This window comes from Parabacteroides sp. CH2-D42-20 (genome assembly GCF_003670185.1).
Lineage (GTDB): Bacteria > Bacteroidota > Bacteroidia > Bacteroidales > Tannerellaceae > Parabacteroides > Parabacteroides distasonis.
On record NZ_RAYG01000026.1, the window covers coordinates 1 to 21293 of the forward strand.

Consider the following 21293-nt stretch of genomic DNA (forward strand, 5'->3'; position numbering starts at 1 on the left):
GCCAATTTCTCTTACTTAAGCATATTGCAGGTATTTACGATTCTGTTTCCCTTGCTGACCTATCCTTATTTGTTGCGGGTCATAGGGTTGGAATTGTATGGGGTGATCATATTTGCCCAAGCGATCATCAACTATGTCTCGTTGGTGATCAATTTCGGGTTCAATATGTCCGGGGCGAGGAACGTGGCGGTTTATAAGGAGGATAAGGCGCTATTATCGAGGATCGTATCATCTACGTATTTGTGTAAGTTCATCCTTTGGCTCATTTGCCTTGTCGTTTATTTATCGGTTATAAGCATCGTCCCGTTTTTCCGGGATCATTATTGGGTTTATCTCCTCTCTTTCCTGTTGACGTTCAATGAGCTTCTGTTGCCCATCTGGTTCTTCCAGGGGATCGAGAAGATGAAATATATCACGGTCGTGAACCTGTCAGCCCGCCTGTTGTTCGTGGCGGCGATCTTCCTTTTTGTCCATGAGCAAGAGGATTATCTGATCGTTCCCCTGTTAAACGGGATCGGGGCGGTGTTTGCGGGTTGTCTTTCTTTGTATATCGTGTTGAGGAAAGAAAGGATAAAATTGTCCGTGATACCTGTGCGGGAATTGGGATCGGCTTATAAGGAGAGTTTCCCGTTGTTCGTGTCCGGTCTGTCCACACAGATTTACGTGAATGTAAACAAGTTGGTGATCGGGTCCTTCTTGGGGATGTCTGAGGTCTCCATCTATGATATGGCGGATAAGGTATTGCATCTGATGAAGCTCCCCATCTCCATGATGGCGCAAACTGTTTTCCCGAAGATTTCCCGGGAACGTAATATCCGTTTCGTGAACCGGATAATGCTCTTGGTGGTGGGAACCGTGCTGCTGGCTTACGTCTGTATGTTTTTCGGTAGCGACCGGATCGTGTATCTTTTCACTGGGGAATATATGGAGGAAGCCTCTACCGTCATGCGGTTGCTGGGTATATCTGCTCTCTTGGTCTCTTTCAATTTTTTTATGGGAGGAAACCGACTGGTTCCTTTCGGATATTCATCGGTCTATATGAAGGTGATGGTAGGAAATTGCCTGTTTTTCTTGTCCGGCATCGGGCTGTTGTGGCTTGCGGGTAACATCAATCTGTATACGGTGACAATGATGGCGGTAACGGTAGAGGTTTTTTGTTTCGTTTCCCTACTTTTTCTGAATAAGAAATTAGGATTATTATATAGCACAATATGAATATATTAAAAAAACTAGGAATAGTTATTATGGGAGCTTTGCTGGGAGAAAGTCATGGAGCAGCCAAGAATTTTTCATATGTAGACATGAATGAAGTCGTAAATAATATAAAAGTAATTCTATGGCAGGATGTGAATAGTTCTAAGGTTTTAGATCAGGCTAAAAAATGGAAAAAATCTATCAGGGAAAATGGTAGTTGGATTGATCTGGATTATCAAGATAAATCAAGGACTCCTTGGTCTCCACAGCAACATTTGAATCGTATATTGGAGATGAGTTTCGCTTATACAAGTGAGAGAATGGATACATTTAAAGATATAGGTTTGGGTAGTGCTATCATTTCCGCCTTAAATTATTGGATAAGTGTATCTCCAATATGTACGAATTGGTGGTTTAATGATATTTCAGTTCCTCAGACGATAGGTAAGATATTGATTCTCTTAGATGAAACAGAATGTTTGAATATGGAATTACGGGATCAGTTAATCTTGTGTATGAAAAAGGGTAATCTTAAAAAACATGAGGGAGCCAATAAAATGGACATTGCTTTACATTATCTGTTTCGAGCCGCTCTGACTGGAGATGATAAATTGATGAAAGAGACCGTAAAAGAGGCTTTCGGTGTGCTTTCGAAAGGAAAAAGGGAAGGAATACAAATAGATGACTCCTATCATCAGCATGGAGATCAACTGTACATATCCGGTTACGGTGATGTGTTGATAGATGGTGTATTATCTATTGCCTGTTACTTGAAAGGAACAGACTACGGTTTATCAGAGGAACAGTTAAATGTTCTGTCAGATTTCGTATTGAACGGATATGGTTCTATTTTCCGATCAGTTTATAAGGACTATAATGCCGGGGGACGGCTTCTTTCACGGAAAAATGCGTTAAGAAAGAGCGATATTGTAAAAAAATTGGAGTTGTTATCAGAGTTGGATGTACAGAATGAACTTAATTACCAAGAGCTTGCACGGGAAATAGAATCAGTATCTAATGTTAAAGATGAATATAATCGATTGTTTTGGCGTTCTGATTATATGGTACAAAATAATCCATCCTATCAAGCGTCCGTACGGGGAGCGTCCGTACGGACTTATAAGGCCGAGACTGGAGGTAATGGAGAGAACCTAAAAGGAACTTTATTGTCGGCAGGATCATTCTCTATACGTGTTTCAGGGGATGAGTATTTTAATATTTTCCCCTGTTGGGATTGGTCAAAAATACCGGGAGTGACATCGTTGAATCAAGTTCCATCTTATATCAAAGAATGGGGTGAGCCGGGTAAAACCGTTTTTGTGGGTGGAGTTTCAGATGGTAAGATGGGGGCTTTCGCTATGGATTATGCGGAATATGGTGTGAGGGCTCGTAAAGGCTATTTCTTTTTCAAGGATGAGATTATTTGTCTGGGTGCGGGTATAGAAGGAAATGATCCAAATGTGGAGACCATAACTTCCATCAATCAATGTCTGTGCAGAGGTGATGTAGTACAAGATACAGGATCTGTATATCACGATCATATAGCTTATTATAGCCTGGATTCTTCTAGAATGATTGTAGAGGCTGATATTCGTCAAGGAAGTTGGAGAGATATTAATTTAACCCAATCGAAAGACTATATACAGCAGAAAATATTTTCTCTTTACATAGATCATGGAAAGGATACAAAAGATGGGAAATATTCATATATGATTGTTCCGGGTTTAACACAGGATGAATTTAGGTCTCATCTAATCAATCATATTGAGGTCCTAAGAAATGACTCTTTTATGCAAGCGGTAGTTAATACGAAAACACATGAGTTACAAGTTGTGTTTTATGAGGCTGGAGGGTTTGATTATAGGGACTTAAAATTATATGTGAACTCACCTTGTGCTGTTTTAATTCCTGATTACAAGTTGCTTAATGATTTTTATATCAGTGATCCTTCGCAAAAGAGGGATCAAATGCTCCTTAGCCTTAATAAGAAAGAATATAAGATCCGGTTGCCAAAAGGTAGTTTAAGTGGTTCTTCTATATCTGTACATATTTGAACATGGAAACTCTCTCGGTACGTATAAATAAGGATTCCATTAGACGGTATTTATCTAAGCTAAGCATAATAATACTTTGTGTTATAATGCTTTATTCGATGAAGCCTTGGTTTTTTTGGAATGGTACAACGGCTATATTATATGCTTTGATTCTTTTGTTTATCTCTGTAAGGCTCCCTTTTATCAAGAAAACATTGAAAAGGAAACAATTCATTCTTTGTTGCTTGTGCCTACTTATGTATAGCAGTGTTGATTTGTTAGATCTTGTTCATCCGGTTTTTATTATACAATATTTATTTAGGAATTTGTTGCTGGTCTTCTTTGTTATTCTTTTTTCGAATGATGAAAAAAGGAATTTAGTGAGGATTTTTACTAAAGTGTATTCAGTTATACTATTTGTGAGTATAATAGCTTATATATTTTACTTATTGGATATAAGTATACCATATACAATCATGAGATATGAGTATAATACTGGGTATCCTAGTTTTAAAAATTATATATTTTTGATAATACGGAACGAAACAGAATTCTTCTCTCGTTTTCAGTCTATTTTTTTGGAACCCGGACATGTGGGGATGATTTCTTCTTTATTGTTGTATGTAAATCAATATAATTTAAAAAGAATATCAGTATTTATTCTTTTTATATCAGTACTGATTTCTTTTTCCCTAGCAGCTTATGTACTGCTTATATTAGGTATGATATTGTATTATTTACTGAAAAGCAAGCATTATTTTAGAAGAGTTTTTCGTGTGTCTTTTTTTCTTTGCTCTGCTGTGGTGATCTCTGTCATATTTTATGTAAATAATCCGGATTCTGTTTATTCAAAATTAGTCGTAGCTCGGTTGGATTATGATGAGGAACGAGGGATCTCAGGAAATAATCGCACGAACAGCCAGTTTGATTATTATTATGATAAAGCTTTTTTGCAAAAGAATGATGCTTTTCTCGGAATAGGAGATGAGGAATTTGTTAGAAGATTTGGTAGTGGAAATAGCTCTTATAAAACATTTATAGTTCAGAATGGGATAATAAGTTTGTTTTTTTTGTTTGCTTTTTATTGCATGCTTGTTTATTATTGCTTATCTCCTGTTTATGTTGGATTGCTAATTCTTTATGCTGCGTCATTCTTGCAAAGACCATATGCTTTGTGGGAAATTGAGTTGTTTCTTTTTATGAGTGCAGGATCTATCTTAAAGTATAAATATAATGATAAATTATTCGATTATTATTCCACATAGGAATATCCCTAAGTTATTGCAGCGTTGTTTGGATTATATTCCGTATAGGGATGATGTTCAGATTATTGTGGTGGATGATAATAGCGACCCTCAAGTGGTGGATTTTGATAATTTCCCAGGGATGAATATTCCTAATGTAGAAGTGTATTTTACAAAAGAGGGAAAAGGGGCTGGATATGCTCGTAATGTAGGAATAGAACATGTAAAAGGGAAATGGGTGTTCTTTGCGGATGCAGATGATTATTTCTCTAAAGCTTTTTTATCAACTATAGATACTTTGAAAGAATCAAAGCATGACTTGATATATTTTGGTTCTAGATGTGTTGATGCTATTACAAAAGAAATACATGAAAGAGACCGTAAGTATACGGAATTGATGAAAGAAGCATTAGCTGGTAATGAAGATAAATATAAATATACTGCTTATGTTCCATTTGCGAAAATGATTCGTTCTGATTTGATACGAAATAATTCAATTTTATTTGATGAAACCGTAGTCGCAAATGATATGATGGGATCTATTAGAATGGCATATTGTTCTAAATCTACAGGATTTGATGAGAGATGTATTTATATTAGGGAGGCTAGGGAGGGATCTCTTATGTCAAAGCAGAGTATACAATATTTAGTATGTAGATTTAACGTATGGTTAAGAGTTAATGATTTTTTGACAGATATAGGTTTCTCAAAGTATCATATAAATCTAATACCTATATTATTAAAGATATTATTTAGAGGTAATTTTAATGTTTTTAGAGAGAGTTGTAATTTGCTATTACAAGATAAGAAAGTTAGTGTCAATGACCAAGTGTCTAGTTTATTTATATATCGAATTCTGAAATTTAAAAAATGATGAACATTGCATTATTAACCGCCGGAGGAACTGGTACACGCATGCATCAAGATATTCCAAAACAATTTTTGCATGTCCGTAATAAGCCTATATTAATTTATACTATGGAGGCTTTCGAACGGCATCCTAGTATAGACGCAATTATTGTAGTGGGGTTGGAACGTTGGATTGATATTATTTGGGCGTATGCCAAGCAGTTTAATATAACTAAGTTAAAATGGGTTGTGCCTGGTGGAAATACCGGTCATGAATCTATTCGTAATGGATTGCTGGAATTAGGAAAACATTGTGATACATCTGATGTCGTGATGATACATGATGGGAATCGGCCGATGATTAGCCCGGATATCATATCAGATAGTTTAGCCAAGCAGAAAGAGTTTGGAAGTGCGGTTGCGGTAATTCCTTGTGTAGAGGTGGTTTTCAAGAGCAGTGATGGTAAGTCTTCTACTATAAACATACCTAGAGATGAATTACTTCGTACGCAAACTCCTCATACGTATGAGTTAGGAAAACTGTTGTGGGCACATAGGGAAAGTGAGCGATTAGGCATTTCAAATACGGTAGCTTCTTGTGATTTGATGTGTCGATTGGGTGAGATCGTGTATTTCTCGAAAGGATCTGAAAGGAATTTGAAAATTACAACGGTGGAAGATATAGAGATTTTTACCTCATTATTAGATTATAAGAAAGAGGAGGGATTGAAGTGAATACGGAGACTTTTGCAGATAATTTAAGAAACAAGAATATTTTGATAACCGGAGCTTCGGGTTTGATTTGCTCCTCATTCATAGATCTCTTAATGCGCTATAATGAGCAAGGTACCCATATAAGTATTTATGCGATGAGCCGGAACGAGAAGTATGCGCATAAACGTTTTGAGGCTTATTGGGGAAATCCTTTGTTTTCCTTTATTTGTCATAATGTGATAGAACCTTTCTCCTTGGACATTCCTTTTGATTATATGGTTCATGGAGCGAGTAATGCCTCTCCGAAGCGTTACGCTACCGATCCGGTGGGTACCATGAAGTCCAATCTTGGGGGGGGATCGAATCTATTGGAGTTGGCAAAAGAGAAAAAAGCAAGACTTTTATATATATCCTCGGGAGAGGTGTATGGGGAAGGGGATGGCTCGGATTTTACTGAAGACTATAGTGGTTATGTGGATTGTCTTAATCCTAGAGCTTGCTATCCATCTAGTAAACGAGCTTCCGAGACGTTATGTGTCTCTTACAAAGAGCAATATGGGGTAGATGTAGTAATCGCTCGTCCTTGTCATATTTATGGTTCAGATATAGAGCGTGATGATCGGGCCTTTGCACAATTTCTGCGAAAGGCAAAGGCTGGTGAGGATATATTATTGAAGAGTGATGGTAGTCAAGTTCGTTCTTATTGCCATGTGGATGATTGCGCTTCTGCTTTATTATATATTTTGCTACGAGGTATAAATGGCAAGGCTTACAATATCGCAAATAGTGACTCTGTATTATCTATTAAAGAACTGGCGGAGTTAATAGCTCAAACAGTGGGTGTAAAGATTATGTATGATATTCCTTCCAATTCTGAATCTAAGGGATATTCTAAAGTGCAACGAGCTGTATTGGATTCTTCATTATTGGAATCTTTAGGCTGGAGACCTCAAATATCATTGAAAGAAGGTTTGAGACGAGTTTTAGGAATATATAAATGAAATTGTGGTTATGTTAAGCATACAAGATTACGTAAAAAACTCAGAGACACAAGCTAGATTAGGCTTAAGAATGCCAACGAAGGAGGAACTAAAGCAAATTCAAGATATATTGCTAGATATGTATAAAGATATATTGTATATCTGTGAGAAAAAGCGATTAACAGTCTTGCTGGGTGGTGGCAGCGCATTAGGAGCAGTGCGGCATGGTGGCTTTATTCCTTGGGATGATGATATTGATTTGATTATACCCCGAAAAGACATATTCTTGTTTTTAAGTACATTCAAAAAAGACTTTGGTGATAAATATGATGTGACATCTCCGTCAAATGGAGGTGATGTACCTGATATAGTGCCTCGTATTCATCGTAAGGGAACTTTGCTTGTCAACTTGTTCGATAAAAGAAATATAGGTCCATCCGGTGTGTCTATAGATATTACTATCATGGATTTTGTACCGGATAATAAATTACCCCGTTTTTTTCATGGTGTAGTTTCTAATATTATGTTTTTTCTGGCTAATTCAAAAGGTATGTGGTTATGTCGTAATGAACGTTCTGATAGTTTTTTTAGCTCCAATATCAAGTTGCATTTATTTTATAAGTTTCGATTGTTTGTAGGTGCTTCTTTATTTTTTATTAGCTATCGCAAAATGTGTTTATGGTTTGATAAATGGACTTCTTTGTGCAGAATATCTAATTGGCTATCTATTCCTGTTGGCCGAGAACATTATTTTGGAGAACTGTTACATAAAGATGTGTTTTATCCTCCAAAGGAAATGCTTTTCGAGGGAGTGAAAGCCTATGTTCCAAATGACTTAACAACCTATTTGAGGAATTTATATGGAGAAGATTATATGTCAATTCCTCCTGTCGAAAAACGAGAATCACATCCTTTTGTCCTTTTGAATTTGTAATTAAATGATATATGAATGCAAGGATATCTTACATCGATCAATTAAAAGGAATCGCTATCTTACTAGTTGTGCTTGGACATGTCATAGGGTATAACAATTGTGAGAATAGTTTCCTATGGCGCTTTATCTATTCATTCCACATGCCTCTTTTTATGTTCATTAGTGGGTATGTAGCCCAAATGACATTTCGGATAGAGAATTTTGGTTGGAATGAGGTATCTTCTTTCATGATCAAAAAGTTTAGGACATTGTTGTTACCTATGATAACTTGGGGAATCGTGATTCCTTTCTTTTTCTTAAGGTCAACTGCTGAGAACAACCTTATTGATTATCTATTAAGCTATATTAAAATGTGGGGAGGTGGATTATGGTTCTTCGCTACTCTCTTTTTTCTCTCGATTTTATTCTTGTTATATAGATTGATTATTAAGTTGATAAGTCCCAAATCTATCATTATGGATTATGTGATCTTATCATTCTTGTTTGTACTTATTGTATTGTTGTATAAATCTTTGCCTAAAGATGAGATTTATTCGGAAGGTGTACGTTCTGTTTTTAGTTATTTTACGTTTTACTTTTCAGGGACAATTGTATGCAAACAAACCAAATTGAGGAATCTTGTTCTGGATAATGATTTGTTTTTCGTGTTTTCATTTGTTATGTTTTGCCTACTGATTCCTTCTTTTGTATATGATATGTCCTCAATATTTAACCAATTGATGAAGATTGTTTTGTCTTTATTCGCAATCCCTTCTCTGTCCTTTATTGTTCGCCATGTTTCTTGGAATAGACAGGTAGATAATATGTTCCAATATTTTGGACGTGAGTCTTTATCTATTTATGTGACTCACAACGGACCTTTTGCCTTTTTATTGGTATTATCCAATTATGTTACTTTATCATCGGTTGATAATATACTTTGTTTTTTGTTTCTATTGATATTCTCATTATTCATTTGTTATGCTTCTATATGGATAAAGAACATAGTTTCTATATCTCCTGTTTTAGAATTATTTTTATACGGAAAATCTTATAAAAGAAAATCGATATGAACATCTATTTCATTAATCCCCCTTTCAAAGCTGAGTATGGAAAATTCTCTCGTGAGTCCCGTAGTCCAGCAATTACGAAAAGTGGGGCTTTATATTATCCTCTATGGCTGATTTATGCGGCTTTGTATTCAAGCAAACAGGGACATAATGTCTCTTTTTTGGATGCTCCAGCTAAACAGTTAAATGAGGAACAGTCTTTAAACATTATTCGGAAGACGGATAATGAGCATTCATTGTTTGTTTTAGATACAAGTACGCCTTCCATTAAAAGTGACGTTGCTTTTGCCGGGAAGCTGAAGGCATTGTATCCTCACTCGTTTGTCGTGCTTGTGGGGACTCATCCTTCGGCTTGCGCAGAAGAGACGTTGGGTTATTCGGATGCGGTGGATGCGGTCGCTATTGGAGAATATGATTGTATCGTGAATGAGCTAGCGAATGTTCTGGACGCAGGAAAGGATCTGCGGGAGGTTCGAGGGCTTTGTTTTTGGGACGGGAAGGAGTTTGTACGAACCGCGCCTATGCCACCGATGAAGAATTTGGATGATCTTCCTTTTGCCTCACAATTTATCAAGGAACATTTAAATGAGAGGGATTACTTTTTCGCTGCTGCCACATATCCCTCTATCCAGATATTTACCGGGCGTGGATGTCCCTTTCGTTGTAATTTCTGTGTCTATCCGCAAACGATGCATGGGCATGCTTTTCGGGCACGATCCGCAGAGAATGTGGTGGCCGAGTTCGAATACATTGCCGCTAATTTCCCAGATGTGAAAGAGGTAGTAATCGAAGATGATACATTTACAGCCAATAAGAAGCGAGTATTGGACATTTGTCGTTTGTTAGTGGAAAAGAAATTGAATAAACGGCTGAAATGGTTATGTAATGCTCGTGTAGACCTTGATTTGGAAACGATGTTGGCTATGAAAAAGGCCGGATGTCGTTTGATTATTCCGGGTATAGAGAGTGGTAGCCAACAGATATTGGATAACATCAAGAAAGGAACGAAGGTGGAATATTTCTATCAGTATGTTGCCAACGCTAAAAAGGCGGGTTTGTTAATACATGCTTGTTATATGGTCGGTAACCAAGGCGAAACCCGGGAAACCATGGAAGAGACTCTTCGGTTAGCGTTAAGGTTGAATACGGATACCGCCCAGTTTTTCCCGTTGATACCTTATCCCGGTACGGAGGCTTATCAGTGGGCGAGGGAAAATAACTATATAGAGACGGATTATGAGAAGTATTGTTTGCCGGATGGTACACATAACACCGTATTGTCTTTACCGGATCTTTCCGCAGGGGAAATGGTTGATTTCTGTAATAGGGCACGGAAGAAATATTATTTACGTGCCAGTTACATTTTACACAGGCTGAGAGTCGGTTTGCGTAATCCTTCAGACTTGAAACGTTCGCTTAAGGCATTCGCTAAGTTGAAACGTTATTTATTTAAATAATCATTTGTATTTAACGTGTTGCCTCTTGTATCCATTATAACCCCGTGTTATAATGCGGCTTCTTTTATATCCCAAGCGATTGAGTCCGTATTGGCTCAATCGTTTGGGGATTGGGAGATGATTATTGTGGATGATTGTTCTAGTGATGATTCACTCTCAATCATTCAAAAGTATGCGAGAATAGATTCCCGTATTCGATATTTACGGACGGATAAACCATCCGGTTCGCCTACGTTACCCCGTAATATGGGAATAAAGGAAGCGAAAGGACGGTATATTGCTTTCTTGGATAGCGATGATATATGGTTACCGAATAAGCTAAGCGATCAGTTAAAAGTCTTTGAGAAATCTGAGGTCGCTATTGTTTTCTCTAACTATGAGAAAGTAAGTCTAGGCGGAGAGCGATGCGGGCGTGAGGTAATAGCTCCTTGTGAGGTTGATTATCCTTTGTTATTGAAAGGGAATTGTATAGGATGCTTGACAGCCATGTATGATTCAGCCTTGACGGGAAAGATATTTTTCAAGGAAATTGGGCATGAGGATTATGTATGTTGGCTTTCTATCTTAAAGCAAGGGTATAAAGCGCAGAACACAAATACGGTGACGGCTCTTTACCGAGTTAGTGACCATTCGGTCTCTTCGAATAAATTAAAAGCCATGCGTTGGCAGTGGAACATTTTGAGAAATGAGATGGATTTGCCGGTGTATAAGGCTGTTTATTATTTTATTCATTATGCGATTAGAGCTTTTGCTAAGGCTATGAGGTGATCTTACTCAGTGAAATATTTGTATGCCTTAGATATAGTGCTTACTCATAGACAAACTGTCTTGTAAAATAGAGGGCGATATTCTACTTCCAGCTTATGGAAAGTAAAATATCGCCCTCTATTAGTGTAGAAAAAATTGAGTATTTCATAGAATGAAAACTATAATCGGAGACTTGTTCCGGAAAAAAGTTCTATCTTTGTTCAACAACAGGTGTGGTAAGAAAAAAGGTTATGACGACTATGCGTAAATTACCGATAGGAATACAGAGTTTCGAAAATATTCGGAATGAGAACTATTTATATGTGGATAAGACTGCCTTGATTTACCAATTGGTGACGAAAGGTAAGCCTTACTTTCTGAGTCGTCCTCGCCGTTTTGGGAAAAGTTTATTGATATCTACGTTAGAAGCGCTATGGTTTTCTGAACTTTATAACTCCTTTTTATTCATCTATATCTGATGAGGAAAGAGGCGTACGCTGAAAAACTGGAGGCTAAATGCGAGGGGAAAGATTAGGAGCGTCTTTTATGTCAAACCCCATTCGTATGTAAGTGAGTTTGAGTATATTTGTGTTGACTTTAAATGTAAATAGATTATATGGAAAAACAAAAACAACAACCCCAGCGGTTGCAATCATTGGATGCCCTTAGGGGTTTTGACATGCTCTTTATTATGGGCGGTGCTTCTTTATTTGTCGCTTTGGCGACATTGTTTCCGAATCCTTTTTTTCAGGCGATAGCCGGGCAGATGGAACATGTGGAATGGAACGGATTGGCGCATCACGACACGATCTTCCCACTGTTCCTTTTTATTGCGGGTATCTCGTTTCCGTTCTCACTAGAGAAGCAACGAGGAAAAGGTATGACGGAAGGGGCGATTTATAAGAAGATCGTCCGTCGGGGGATTACCTTGGTTTTCTTGGGATTGGTATATAACGGGTTATTGTCGTTTGAATTTGACCACCTGCGTTGCGCAAGCGTGCTGGCGCGTATCGGGTTGGGATGGATGTTCGCGGCCTTGTTGTTTGTCCGTTTCGGTTGGAAAGCGCGTGCAGGGATAACGGTTCTTATCTTGGTTGGCTATTGGCTGGCGATGGCTTTTGTGCCTGTGCCGGACGCCGGTGGAGCGGGGCCGTTCACGCTCGAGGGAAACTTGGTAGGGTATATTGACCGCCTGTTTCTTCCCGGACGTTTGCACGAGACTGTTTTTGATCCGGAGGGTTTATTCTCCACCGTTCCCGCAATTGCCACGGCAATGTTGGGTATGTTCACCGGTGAATGGATTAAGTTACGGAAAGAGGGGCTGACCGACCGAAAGAAAGTGCTTTGTTTAGTAGGAGCGGGAGCTGTATTGTTGATCGTCGGCTTGTTATGGAGCTTGGTCTTCCCTATCAATAAGAAGCTATGGACAAGCTCTTTTGTCTGTGTGGTAGGTGCTTATTCCGTTTGGATGTTTGCTTTGTTCTTCTATATCATAGATGTATTGGGGTGGCGTAAATGGACCTTGTTTTTTACCGTGATCGGCATGAACTCTATTACGATCTATTTGGCACAGCGTTTCATCCGTTTCTCCTATACTTCCGAGGCTATATTCGGAGGGTTGGCGAAATTGATGCCCGAGACCGCCCAGCCTTTGGTTAGCGCTATCGCATATATCGCTGTTTGTTGGGGATTCTTGTATTTCTTATATCGCCAACGTATTTTCTTGAAAGTATAATAGACGGATGGAGAAGAAGAAATTAAATCGGTTGGAGTCATTGGACGTACTCCGTGGCTTCGACCTTTTTTGCTTAGTGGTGTTGGAGATGGTGTTGCATCCGCTGGCCCATGCGATCGATATGCCTTGGTTTAATTCTTTTATGTGGGGATTCTCGCATGTGGAATGGGAGGGATTCTCTACGTGGGATCTCGTGATGCCCTTATTTTTATTCATGGCGGGAGTTTCCATGCCTTTCTCTTTGTCTCGTTATAAGGATATGCCCGATAAGATGGCGGTATATCGGCGGATCGGGAAACGGGTGCTACTGCTTTGGGTCTTCGGTATGATGTGCCAAGGTAATTTATTGGCTTTGGACCCGGATCGGGTTTATCTGTATTCAAATACTTTGCAGTCGATCGCTATGGGGTATTTGATTGCTTCCTTGTTATTCTTGCATGTAAGGATACGGGTACAGATCGGTATAGCGGCATCTCTTTTATTAATCTTTTGGGGAGCGATGGAGTTTATTACGGTCGGTAACTATGGGGGAGGTTCGTACACACCGGATAGTAATTTGGCCGAATGGATCGACCGCACCGTACTGGGACGTCTCCGGGATGGGGCGACGGTGGAGAACGGGGAGGTGATATTCGCTACTTGGTATCGTTATACATGGATACTGAGCAGCTTGAATTTCGGGGTAACCGTGTTGACTGGGTTGTTCGCCGGATATATCCTAAAGAACAAATTATATTCCGAGCGGCTCAAATTACGGATGTTATTCGGTATTGGTCTGGGTATGGTTATCGCCGGATGGCTTTGGGGTATCGAGCTTCCTGTTATTAAGAAACTGTGGACCAGTTCGATGGTATTGGTGAGCAGTGGGTACTGTTTCTTGCTTATGGGGTTGTTCTATTATTGGATCGACTATAAAGGGCATCGAAAGTATACGACTTGGCTGAAAGTGTATGGCATGAATTCAATACTGGCTTATATGCTTACTAACGTGGTAAGTTTTAGGTGTATCGGCGAATCCTTGTTTTTCGGAACCCAGCAATATTTAGGAAATTATTATCCGGTGCTCATTGCCATGTGCAATGTATCGGTAATTTATGTACTTTTGTATGCGTTTTATAAACATAATATTTTCCTTAAAGTATAGAAACAAGAAAACTTAGATCGAAGAAAGATGGAATCAATCAAACAAATATACCGGATGGGTCATGGCCCTTCAAGCAGTCATACTATGGGGCCGATGCGTGCGGCACAAATGTTCTTGGAACGTAACCGGGGCGCTGTTCGTTTTAACGTAACCTTATATGGTAGTCTGGCGGCTACGGGAAAAGGCCATATGACGGACGCAGCTATTCTTGAGGTATTACAGCCGGTCGCGAAGACAAATATTACTTGGGAACCCAAGACTTTCTTGCCGTTCCACCCGAACGGGATGTTGTTCGAGTCGTATAATGAGAGTGGCGAGGAGCTGGATACGTGGACCGTATATAGTATCGGCGGGGGAACCTTGGCGAACGAGTCTTTCAATGAGTTGAGGACGGAGCAAGTATACGATATGCATACGATCAAGGAGATACAGGCTTGGTGTGAGAAGACTGGCCATTCCTATTGGGAATATGTCGAGCAGCACGAAGGCCCTTCTATCTGGGATTATCTGGCTGAGGTATGGGAAGTGATGCAGGATGCGGTTCGTCGTGGCCTGGAAGCGGAAGGCATCTTGCCGGGAGGTTTGGGCATTCGTCGTAAGGCTTCCGATTATATGATCCGTGCGAAAGGCTATGGCAGCAGTATCAAGAGCCGGGGAATGGTGTATGCCTATGCCTTGGCGGTGTCTGAGGAGAACGCGTGCGGTGGGAAGATCGTGACCGCTCCGACTTGTGGTTCTTGCGGTGTAATGCCTGCGGTCCTTTATCACTTGAAGGAGACGCGTGAGTTCCGTGATTCCCGTATATTGCGTGCGTTGGCTACGGCAGGCTTGTTTGGAAATGTGGTGCGTACGAATGCCTCCGTATCGGGGGCAGAGGTAGGTTGCCAAGGTGAGGTTGGCGTGGCTTGCGCTATGGCTGCCGCTGCCGCCAGTCAGTTGTTTGGTGGTACGCCCGCGCAGATCGAGTATGCCGCCGAGATGGGATTGGAGCATCACTTGGGATTGACTTGCGATCCTGTTTGTGGCTTGGTACAAATCCCTTGTATCGAGCGAAACGCTTTTGCCGCCGCCCGTGCACTTGACGCGAATACGTTCTCGAACTTCTCCGACGGAAAACACCGGGTAAGTTTTGATCAGGTGGTTGAGGTGATGCGCCAGACAGGTAATGATTTGCCCAGTCTTTATAAGGAGACCTCGGAAGGTGGTTTGGCGAAGAACATGGAGAACTCGAATAATTAAAAGATACTATTTGATTTACTAATAAATAATCTACTATTGATGATAAACGGAAAGAAAAGCCTGTTTTACACAGTATTGATGGCCGGTGCCTTGATGTCCTGCGGGGGTCCTAAACAGGCTCCAAGCGAAGAGGTAGCGAAGAGTGGTAATCCTGTATTCGAGGGTTGGTACGCCGATCCGGAGGGAATTATTTACGGGGATACCTATTGGATTTACCCGACTACGAGTGATTTATATGAGAAGCAAACCTTCTTCGATTGCTTCTCTTCTAAGGATTTGGTGAATTGGACCAAGCATACCGCCATTCTTGATACGGCTGAGGTGAAATGGGCGAAGATCGCTATGTGGGCTCCTTCGGTAATCAACAAGGACGGTAAGTATTATCTTTTCTTTGGGGCGAATGACGTGCACGAGGGAGAGATCGGAGGCATCGGTGTTGCCGTGAGCGATCGTCCGGAAGGGCCTTATAAGGATTTGCTGGGTAAGCCGCTGATCAACGAGATCGTGAACGGGGCGCAGCCGATCGACCAGTTTGTTTTCCACGACGCTGACAATGATGAGTATTATATGTATTACGGTGGTTGGAAGCACTGCAACATGGTACGCTTGAATAAAGACTTTACCGGACTTATACCGTTCGAGGACGGAACGATTTATAAAGAGGTAACTCCCAAGGATTATGTGGAAGGCCCGTTTATGTTTAAGAAGAATGGTAAATATTACTTCATGTGGAGTGAGGGTGGTTGGACCGGACCGGATTACAAGGTCGCTTACGCCATCTCCGATTCTCCTTTTGGCCCGTTCAATCGTATCGGGGAGGTCTTGCGGCAAAATTTCGATATCGCCAACGGAGCGGGTCACCACTCGATCATGCATGTGCCGAATTCGGAAGATTACTACATCGTGTACCATCGCCGGCCGGCCGGGGTCAAGACACGTGACCACCGGGAGACTTGTATTGAGAAGATGACGTTTAACGAGGAGGGATTGATCAATCCTGTGGAGATTACGACCGAAGGAGTTGAGGCTCGCACGATCCAATAATTATTTAAGAAGGATTACATAGCAAGAAAACTTAGGTTTTACTTGCTATGTAATTTTTTTATACTACTTTTGACGCATATGTCAAACTATAATGACAAACGATAGTGACAAAACAAAAAATAACATTTAATTATGGAAGCGAAAGACATGAATGAGATGGAGCCTCGCATCATAGAAGCGGCGAAGCGAGTGTTTGTCCGAAAGGGGTACGAGGCGGCTACCATGAGTGACGTGGCGGCAGAAGTGGGTATTGGCAGGACGGCCTTACATTATTATTATAGGACGAAAGAGATTCTGTTCGACGCTATTTTCGGGCAATTGCTTTCTTCATTGTTGCCGAACATCGATCGGGTTTTGGATGAGAAGAGTACGATGCTGGAGAAAATGCCGGTGATCGTTGATCTGTATATGGGAATTGTTCGTGCGAACCCGATGTTTCCGAGTTTTGTGGTGGGCGAGTTAAACAGAGATCCGGAACGTTTATTCCAGACCGTGCTGAGAGACCCGAGAAAAATACAGCCCATCTTGCGTCTTCGTCGTCAGATAGAGGAGGAGATGGACAAGGGGCTTCTACGGAAGATGCCGGTCATAGATTTAGTTTCGACCTTGGTGAGCCTAGTGGTCTTCCCGTTGTTGATCCGCAAGCCACTAGCGGCGGCTTTTTTGGATAACGATATGGGGCGGTTTGAGGAATATATGGATAGGCGCAGGGATTTGATCGTCGAGGTAATAACCCAGCTGATGGTCCCGGATGCCAGATGATGGATTTGTTCAATTTAATAAACATATCATAGAGTATATGAGAGGTGTATATGTATTATTGTTAATTAGCCTGTTTGGGTATGCCGGGAGGGTTGGCGGACAGGAATCGGTCACGATCACGCAATGTTACGAATGGGCGAGGGCGAATTATCCGCAGATTCATCAAATGGGTTTGATCGATCAGACGGAGCGTTATAGCTTGAGTAATGTGGGCAAGGCTTGGCTTCCCCAGCTCTCGGTAAGCGGTAAGGCAAGCTATCAGAGCGACGTGACGAAGTTGCCTTTCGATGGCGATAAGATTTCCTCGCTTCTTCCCGGCTTTGAGATCCCGAGCTTGAGCAAGGATCAGTATCAAGTCGTGGCGCAGGTGGACCAGACGATTTGGGACGGCGGTAGCACCCGTTCGGCCCGTGCCTTGACTCGTGCCGAGGCGATCGCCAACCGGGAGCAATTGGAAAGTGAGTTGTATGCGCTGAACGACCGGGTGAATCAAATCTACTTCGGTTGCCTGCTGCAAGACGAGTTGATACGTCAGAACGCTTTGCTCCAAAAGGAGTTGCAGGTCAATATCGAGCGTATCGAGGCGATGATGGAGAATGGCGTGGCGAATCAATCGGATCTGGAAAGTATGGAAGTGGAACTGCTGAATGCCCGCCAAAATGAGATTGAGCTAAAAGCGTCTCGTACGGTATATCGGCAGATGTTGGCGACCTTTATCAATAAACCGCTGACGGATCAAGTCGTCTTGAAGACTCCGGAGTCACCCGAGCGTTCATTGTTCACGCAAATCAACCGTCCGGAATTACGGGCCTTGGATGCTAAGAGCGAATGGATCGAGACGCAAAACAAGCAGGTAACGGCGGGCTTGATGCCTCGTATCGGAGCTTTCGTACAAGGTGGTTACGGCCGGCCGGGCTTGAATATGCTGGAGGATAGTTTCGAGCCTTATTATGTGGCCGGTGTCCGTCTTTCTTGGAATCTGGGGAAGTTGTACACGCTGAAGAACGACCGGAGGAAGATCGAGGTAAGCCGTCGCCAGATTGATGTGCAACGGGAGACCTTCTTATTCAATACCCGCCTGCAACTTTTGCAGCAAAACACGGAGATAAAGAAAATGACGGACCTGATGCGTGCCGATGACGATATCATCCGTCTGAGAACAAGCATCAAGCAGGCGGCGGAGGTGAAGCTGGAGAATGGCGTGATTTCCGTCACGGACCTAATCCGGGAGATCAACGCCGAGGACATGGCCCGGCAAACCGCCGCGGCGCATCGTGTACAGCGCTTGATGACCATTTATAATTATATGTATACAACGAATTAAATAGAGTATGACAAATACAATTGATTTATGAGACATTTGATTTTTATCAGCTTATGCAGCCTTCTATGGACGGCTTGCGGTAATACAGACAATGATTTTGACGCTTCCGGTACCTTTGAGGCAACCGAGATCTTGGTATCTTCGGAAGCCAACGGAAAGATCATGGAATTGAATATCGAGGAGGGCGATCGCTTGGATGCCGGCGCCATCGTGGGTTACGTGGATAGCACCCAGCTTTTTCTGCGGAAGATGCAACTCTCTGCCAGCCTTCGCTCGGTAGATATTCGCAAGCCGGATATCCGTAAGCAGATCGCTGTCTTGGAACAACAAATCGCCACGGCTAAGACCGAGCAACAGCGACAGGAAAACTTGGTGCGTGCGAAAGCGGGTAACCAAAAGCAACTAGACGATATCGTGAATAACATCAAATATCTCCAGAAACAACTGGATGCCCAATACTCCTCCTTAAGCAAGACGACGGGAGGTGCCGACGCCGAGGCGGAGGGCCTGCAATACCAGATCATGCAATTGGATGATCAACTGATGAAAAGCCGTATCCTCAATCCCCAGACCGGTACGGTATTGGTGAAATACGCCGAACCGGGAGAGGTGACGGCGGCAGGCAAACCGCTTTACAAGATCGCCGATACGGACTTGCTTTATCTCCGTGCCTATGTGACGGCGGATCAGTTATCCCACCTGAAACTAGGGCAATCTCTCAAGGTCTTCGCCGACTATGGGAATGATCGCCGGGAATACCCCGGTACGATCACGTGGATCTCCGATAAATCCGAGTTTACCCCGAAAGGTATCCAGACGAAGGACGAACGGGCTAATTTGGTATATGCCATCAAGATCGCCGTCCGCAACGATGGTTATCTGAAGATCGGGCAATATGGGGAAACTTCTTTTAATGAATAATGAATAATTAATAATGGATAATGGAATTTATATAGATCATATTTCGAAGAGGTATGATGGGGTGGAGGCCCTGCGGGATCTGTCGCTGGAGATCGGCTCTGGTGAGTTGTTCGGGCTGATCGGTCCGGATGGGGCGGGAAAGACCACCCTGTTCCGTATCCTGACCACGTTGTTGCTGGCCGATAGCGGTACCGCCTCTGTCTGCGGCTTGGACGTGGTGAAAGACTTGAAGGAGATCCGTCGGCGGGTAGGATATATGCCCGGCCGCTTCTCGCTCTACCAAGACCTGACAGTAGAGGAGAACTTGAACTTCTTCGCTACGGTCTTCAATACGACGATCGAGGAGAACTACGATCTGGTACGGGATATCTATAGTCAGATAGAGCCGTTCAAGCATCGGCGGGCGGGGAAGCTGTCCGGTGGTATGAAGCAGAAGCTGGCTTTGAGTTGCGCCTTGATCCATCGTCCGGATGTCTTGTTCTTGGATGAGCCTACGACGGGGGTCGATCCTGTCTCCCGCTCTGAGTTCTGGGATATGCTGGATCGTCTGAAACGGCAAGGCATTACGATACTTGTCTCTACGCCTTATATGGATGAGGCCTCCCGTTGCGACCGTATCGCTTTGGTGCGTTCTGGGGAATGCCTGTCTATCGATACGCCGGTAGGTATCCGTACCTCATTCGATAGGCGGCTATACGCGGTGCGATGTGCGTCGATGTATAAGTTGTTGGGAGACTTGCGGGAGTTCCCGGATACAAACTCGTGTTTCGCTTTTGGAGATGCTCATCATCTTACGTTGAGGAGGGATGGGGAGGATGTCATGAGGCGATTACAGGAATATCTGAAAGGCAAAGGTTACGCGGACGTAAGCATCGAACGCCTTGAGCCAAGCGTTGAGGATTGTTTCATGGCCTTGTAAGAGAGGGGATGTGTCGCATTTCCCCAAGATTCGACCTCGCGTCGGGTGCGAAGTCGAATCTTGGAAAAATACGGGGCTCGCGTCAGGCGCGAGGTCGAATCGCGGAAAAATGCGAGGGCTCGCGTCGGGCGCGAGGTCGAATCTCGGGAAAATGCGGGGCTCGCGTCGGGCGCGAGGTCGAATCTCGGGGAAATGCGGGGCCTCGCATTGGGCGCGAGGTCGAATCTTGGGGAAATGCGGCATTGTAATTATGAAATAAGGATAAAAAATGAAAGCGATAGAAGTAAAACAACTGACCAAACGTTTCGGCACCTTCACCGCCGTCGATCATATCAGTTTCGAGGTGGAGCCGGGCGAGATATTCGGCTTCCTCGGGGCAAACGGGGCAGGGAAGACCACAGCCATGCGTATGCTCTGCGGCCTATCCATCCCGACATCCGGCGAGGCCCGGGTAGCCGGTTTCGATGTCTACCGGGAGAGCGAGTCCATCAAACGGAATATCGGATACATGAGCCAGAAATTCTCCCTATACGGCGATCTAAAGGTATGGGAGAATATCCGTCTTTTCGGCGGTATCTACGGCTTGTCTAAACGGCAGCTGTCCCAGAAAACGGATGAGTTGCTGGATATCCTCGGGCTGGAAAAGGAGCGGAATACCTTGGTCGATTCCCTGCCCTTGGGGTGGAAACAGAAGCTATCCTTCTCCGTGGCGATCATCCATGATCCCAAGATCGTTTTCTTGGATGAGCCTACCGGAGGCGTCGATCCCGTCACCCGCCGCCAGTTCTGGGAGTTGATCTATGAGGCCGCCGCCCGGGGGATTACGATCTTCGTCACCACCCATTATATGGATGAGGCGGAGTATTGTAACCGTGTCTCCATCATGGTAGACGGAAAGATCGAAGCGTTAGACAGTCCCTCCGCCTTGAAGCGGGATTTTAAGACAACGAATATGAACCAAGTCTTTCACGCCTTGGCTCGAAAAGCAACGAGAGGAGAATAAA

General features: G+C 42.7%; 19 protein-coding genes and 1 pseudogene. All 20 read left to right on the forward strand.

Translation table 11 applies throughout. The features are described from left to right. The coding region (locus tag D7V92_RS15245; protein ID WP_121773224.1) for an oligosaccharide flippase family protein at positions 1–1215 on the forward strand (1215 nt) is incomplete at its 5' end. Continuing rightward, entirely contained in the window at positions 1212–3248 is a 2037-nt protein-coding gene (locus D7V92_RS15250) for a polysaccharide lyase family 8 super-sandwich domain-containing protein (RefSeq protein ID WP_121773225.1), read from the forward strand. The genes D7V92_RS15245 and D7V92_RS15250, both read left to right, overlap by 4 nt. 455 nt (positions 3249–3703) lie before the next feature. After that, complete coding sequence (locus D7V92_RS15255; protein WP_147441527.1) at positions 3704–4492, forward strand: O-antigen ligase family protein; 789 nt, start codon at positions 3704–3706, stop codon at positions 4490–4492. Beyond that, on the forward strand, positions 4461–5345 hold the full coding sequence (locus D7V92_RS15260) for a glycosyltransferase family A protein (protein WP_036629399.1): 885 nt from the start codon (positions 4461–4463) through the stop codon (positions 5343–5345). The genes D7V92_RS15255 and D7V92_RS15260 overlap by 32 nt, the downstream gene beginning before the upstream one ends. After that, the gene (locus tag D7V92_RS15265; RefSeq protein ID WP_309498301.1) at positions 5342–6055 is read left to right on the forward strand and encodes an IspD/TarI family cytidylyltransferase; all 714 of its coding nucleotides are present in this window, start codon (positions 5342–5344) and stop codon (positions 6053–6055) included. The genes D7V92_RS15260 and D7V92_RS15265 overlap by 4 nt, the downstream gene beginning before the upstream one ends. After that, positions 6052–7035 (forward strand): NAD-dependent epimerase/dehydratase family protein, encoded by a 984-nt coding sequence (locus D7V92_RS15270; RefSeq protein WP_255420299.1) that lies wholly within the window; start codon positions 6052–6054, stop codon positions 7033–7035. Before D7V92_RS15265 ends, D7V92_RS15270 begins: the two co-directional genes overlap by 4 nt. Positions 7036–7045: 10 nt before the next feature. Further along, on the forward strand, positions 7046–7948 hold the full coding sequence (locus D7V92_RS15275) for a phosphorylcholine transferase LicD (protein WP_080707103.1): 903 nt from the start codon (positions 7046–7048) through the stop codon (positions 7946–7948). Between the two features lie 11 nt (positions 7949–7959). Further along, entirely contained in the window at positions 7960–9000 is a 1041-nt protein-coding gene (locus tag D7V92_RS15280; RefSeq protein ID WP_121773227.1) for an acyltransferase family protein, read from the forward strand. Next, complete coding sequence (locus D7V92_RS15285) at positions 8997–10454, forward strand: radical SAM protein (RefSeq protein WP_005856426.1); 1458 nt, start codon at positions 8997–8999, stop codon at positions 10452–10454. The genes D7V92_RS15280 and D7V92_RS15285 overlap by 4 nt, the downstream gene beginning before the upstream one ends. A gap of 15 nt (positions 10455–10469) precedes the next feature. After that, positions 10470–11222: a glycosyltransferase family 2 protein gene (locus D7V92_RS15290; protein WP_121773228.1), complete on the forward strand. Its 753-nt coding sequence runs from the start codon at positions 10470–10472 to the stop codon at positions 11220–11222. Between the two features lie 230 nt (positions 11223–11452). Then, a pseudogene (locus D7V92_RS15295) lies at positions 11453–11632 on the forward strand (AAA family ATPase); the annotation flags it as partial. Between the two features lie 185 nt (positions 11633–11817). Continuing rightward, positions 11818–12936 (forward strand): acyltransferase family protein, encoded by a 1119-nt coding sequence (locus D7V92_RS15300; protein ID WP_121773229.1) that lies wholly within the window; start codon positions 11818–11820, stop codon positions 12934–12936. A gap of 7 nt (positions 12937–12943) precedes the next feature. Further along, the gene (locus tag D7V92_RS15305) at positions 12944–14080 is read left to right on the forward strand and encodes an acyltransferase family protein (RefSeq protein ID WP_057326350.1); all 1137 of its coding nucleotides are present in this window, start codon (positions 12944–12946) and stop codon (positions 14078–14080) included. A gap of 27 nt (positions 14081–14107) precedes the next feature. Continuing rightward, a complete protein-coding gene (locus tag D7V92_RS15310) occupies positions 14108–15319 on the forward strand; it encodes an L-serine ammonia-lyase (RefSeq protein ID WP_008771936.1) in 1212 nt (403 codons plus the stop codon). A 39-nt stretch (positions 15320–15358) separates the two neighbouring features. After that, a complete protein-coding gene (locus D7V92_RS15315) occupies positions 15359–16363 on the forward strand; it encodes a glycoside hydrolase family 43 protein (RefSeq protein WP_036614350.1) in 1005 nt (334 codons plus the stop codon). Positions 16364–16495: 132 nt separating this feature from the next. Beyond that, the gene (locus D7V92_RS15320; protein WP_036651081.1) at positions 16496–17125 is read left to right on the forward strand and encodes a TetR/AcrR family transcriptional regulator; all 630 of its coding nucleotides are present in this window, start codon (positions 16496–16498) and stop codon (positions 17123–17125) included. A gap of 37 nt (positions 17126–17162) precedes the next feature. After that, positions 17163–18449: a TolC family protein gene (locus D7V92_RS15325; RefSeq protein ID WP_036653225.1), complete on the forward strand. Its 1287-nt coding sequence runs from the start codon at positions 17163–17165 to the stop codon at positions 18447–18449. Positions 18450–18476: 27 nt separating this feature from the next. After that, entirely contained in the window at positions 18477–19370 is an 894-nt protein-coding gene (locus D7V92_RS15330; RefSeq protein WP_121773230.1) for an HlyD family secretion protein, read from the forward strand. A gap of 13 nt (positions 19371–19383) precedes the next feature. Beyond that, a complete protein-coding gene (locus D7V92_RS15335) occupies positions 19384–20289 on the forward strand; it encodes an ABC transporter ATP-binding protein (RefSeq protein WP_121773231.1) in 906 nt (301 codons plus the stop codon). Between the two features lie 268 nt (positions 20290–20557). Continuing rightward, positions 20558–21292, forward strand: a complete 735-nt coding sequence (locus tag D7V92_RS15340; protein WP_121773232.1) for an ABC transporter ATP-binding protein — start codon at positions 20558–20560, stop codon at positions 21290–21292. Position 21293: the final 1 nt, after the last annotated feature.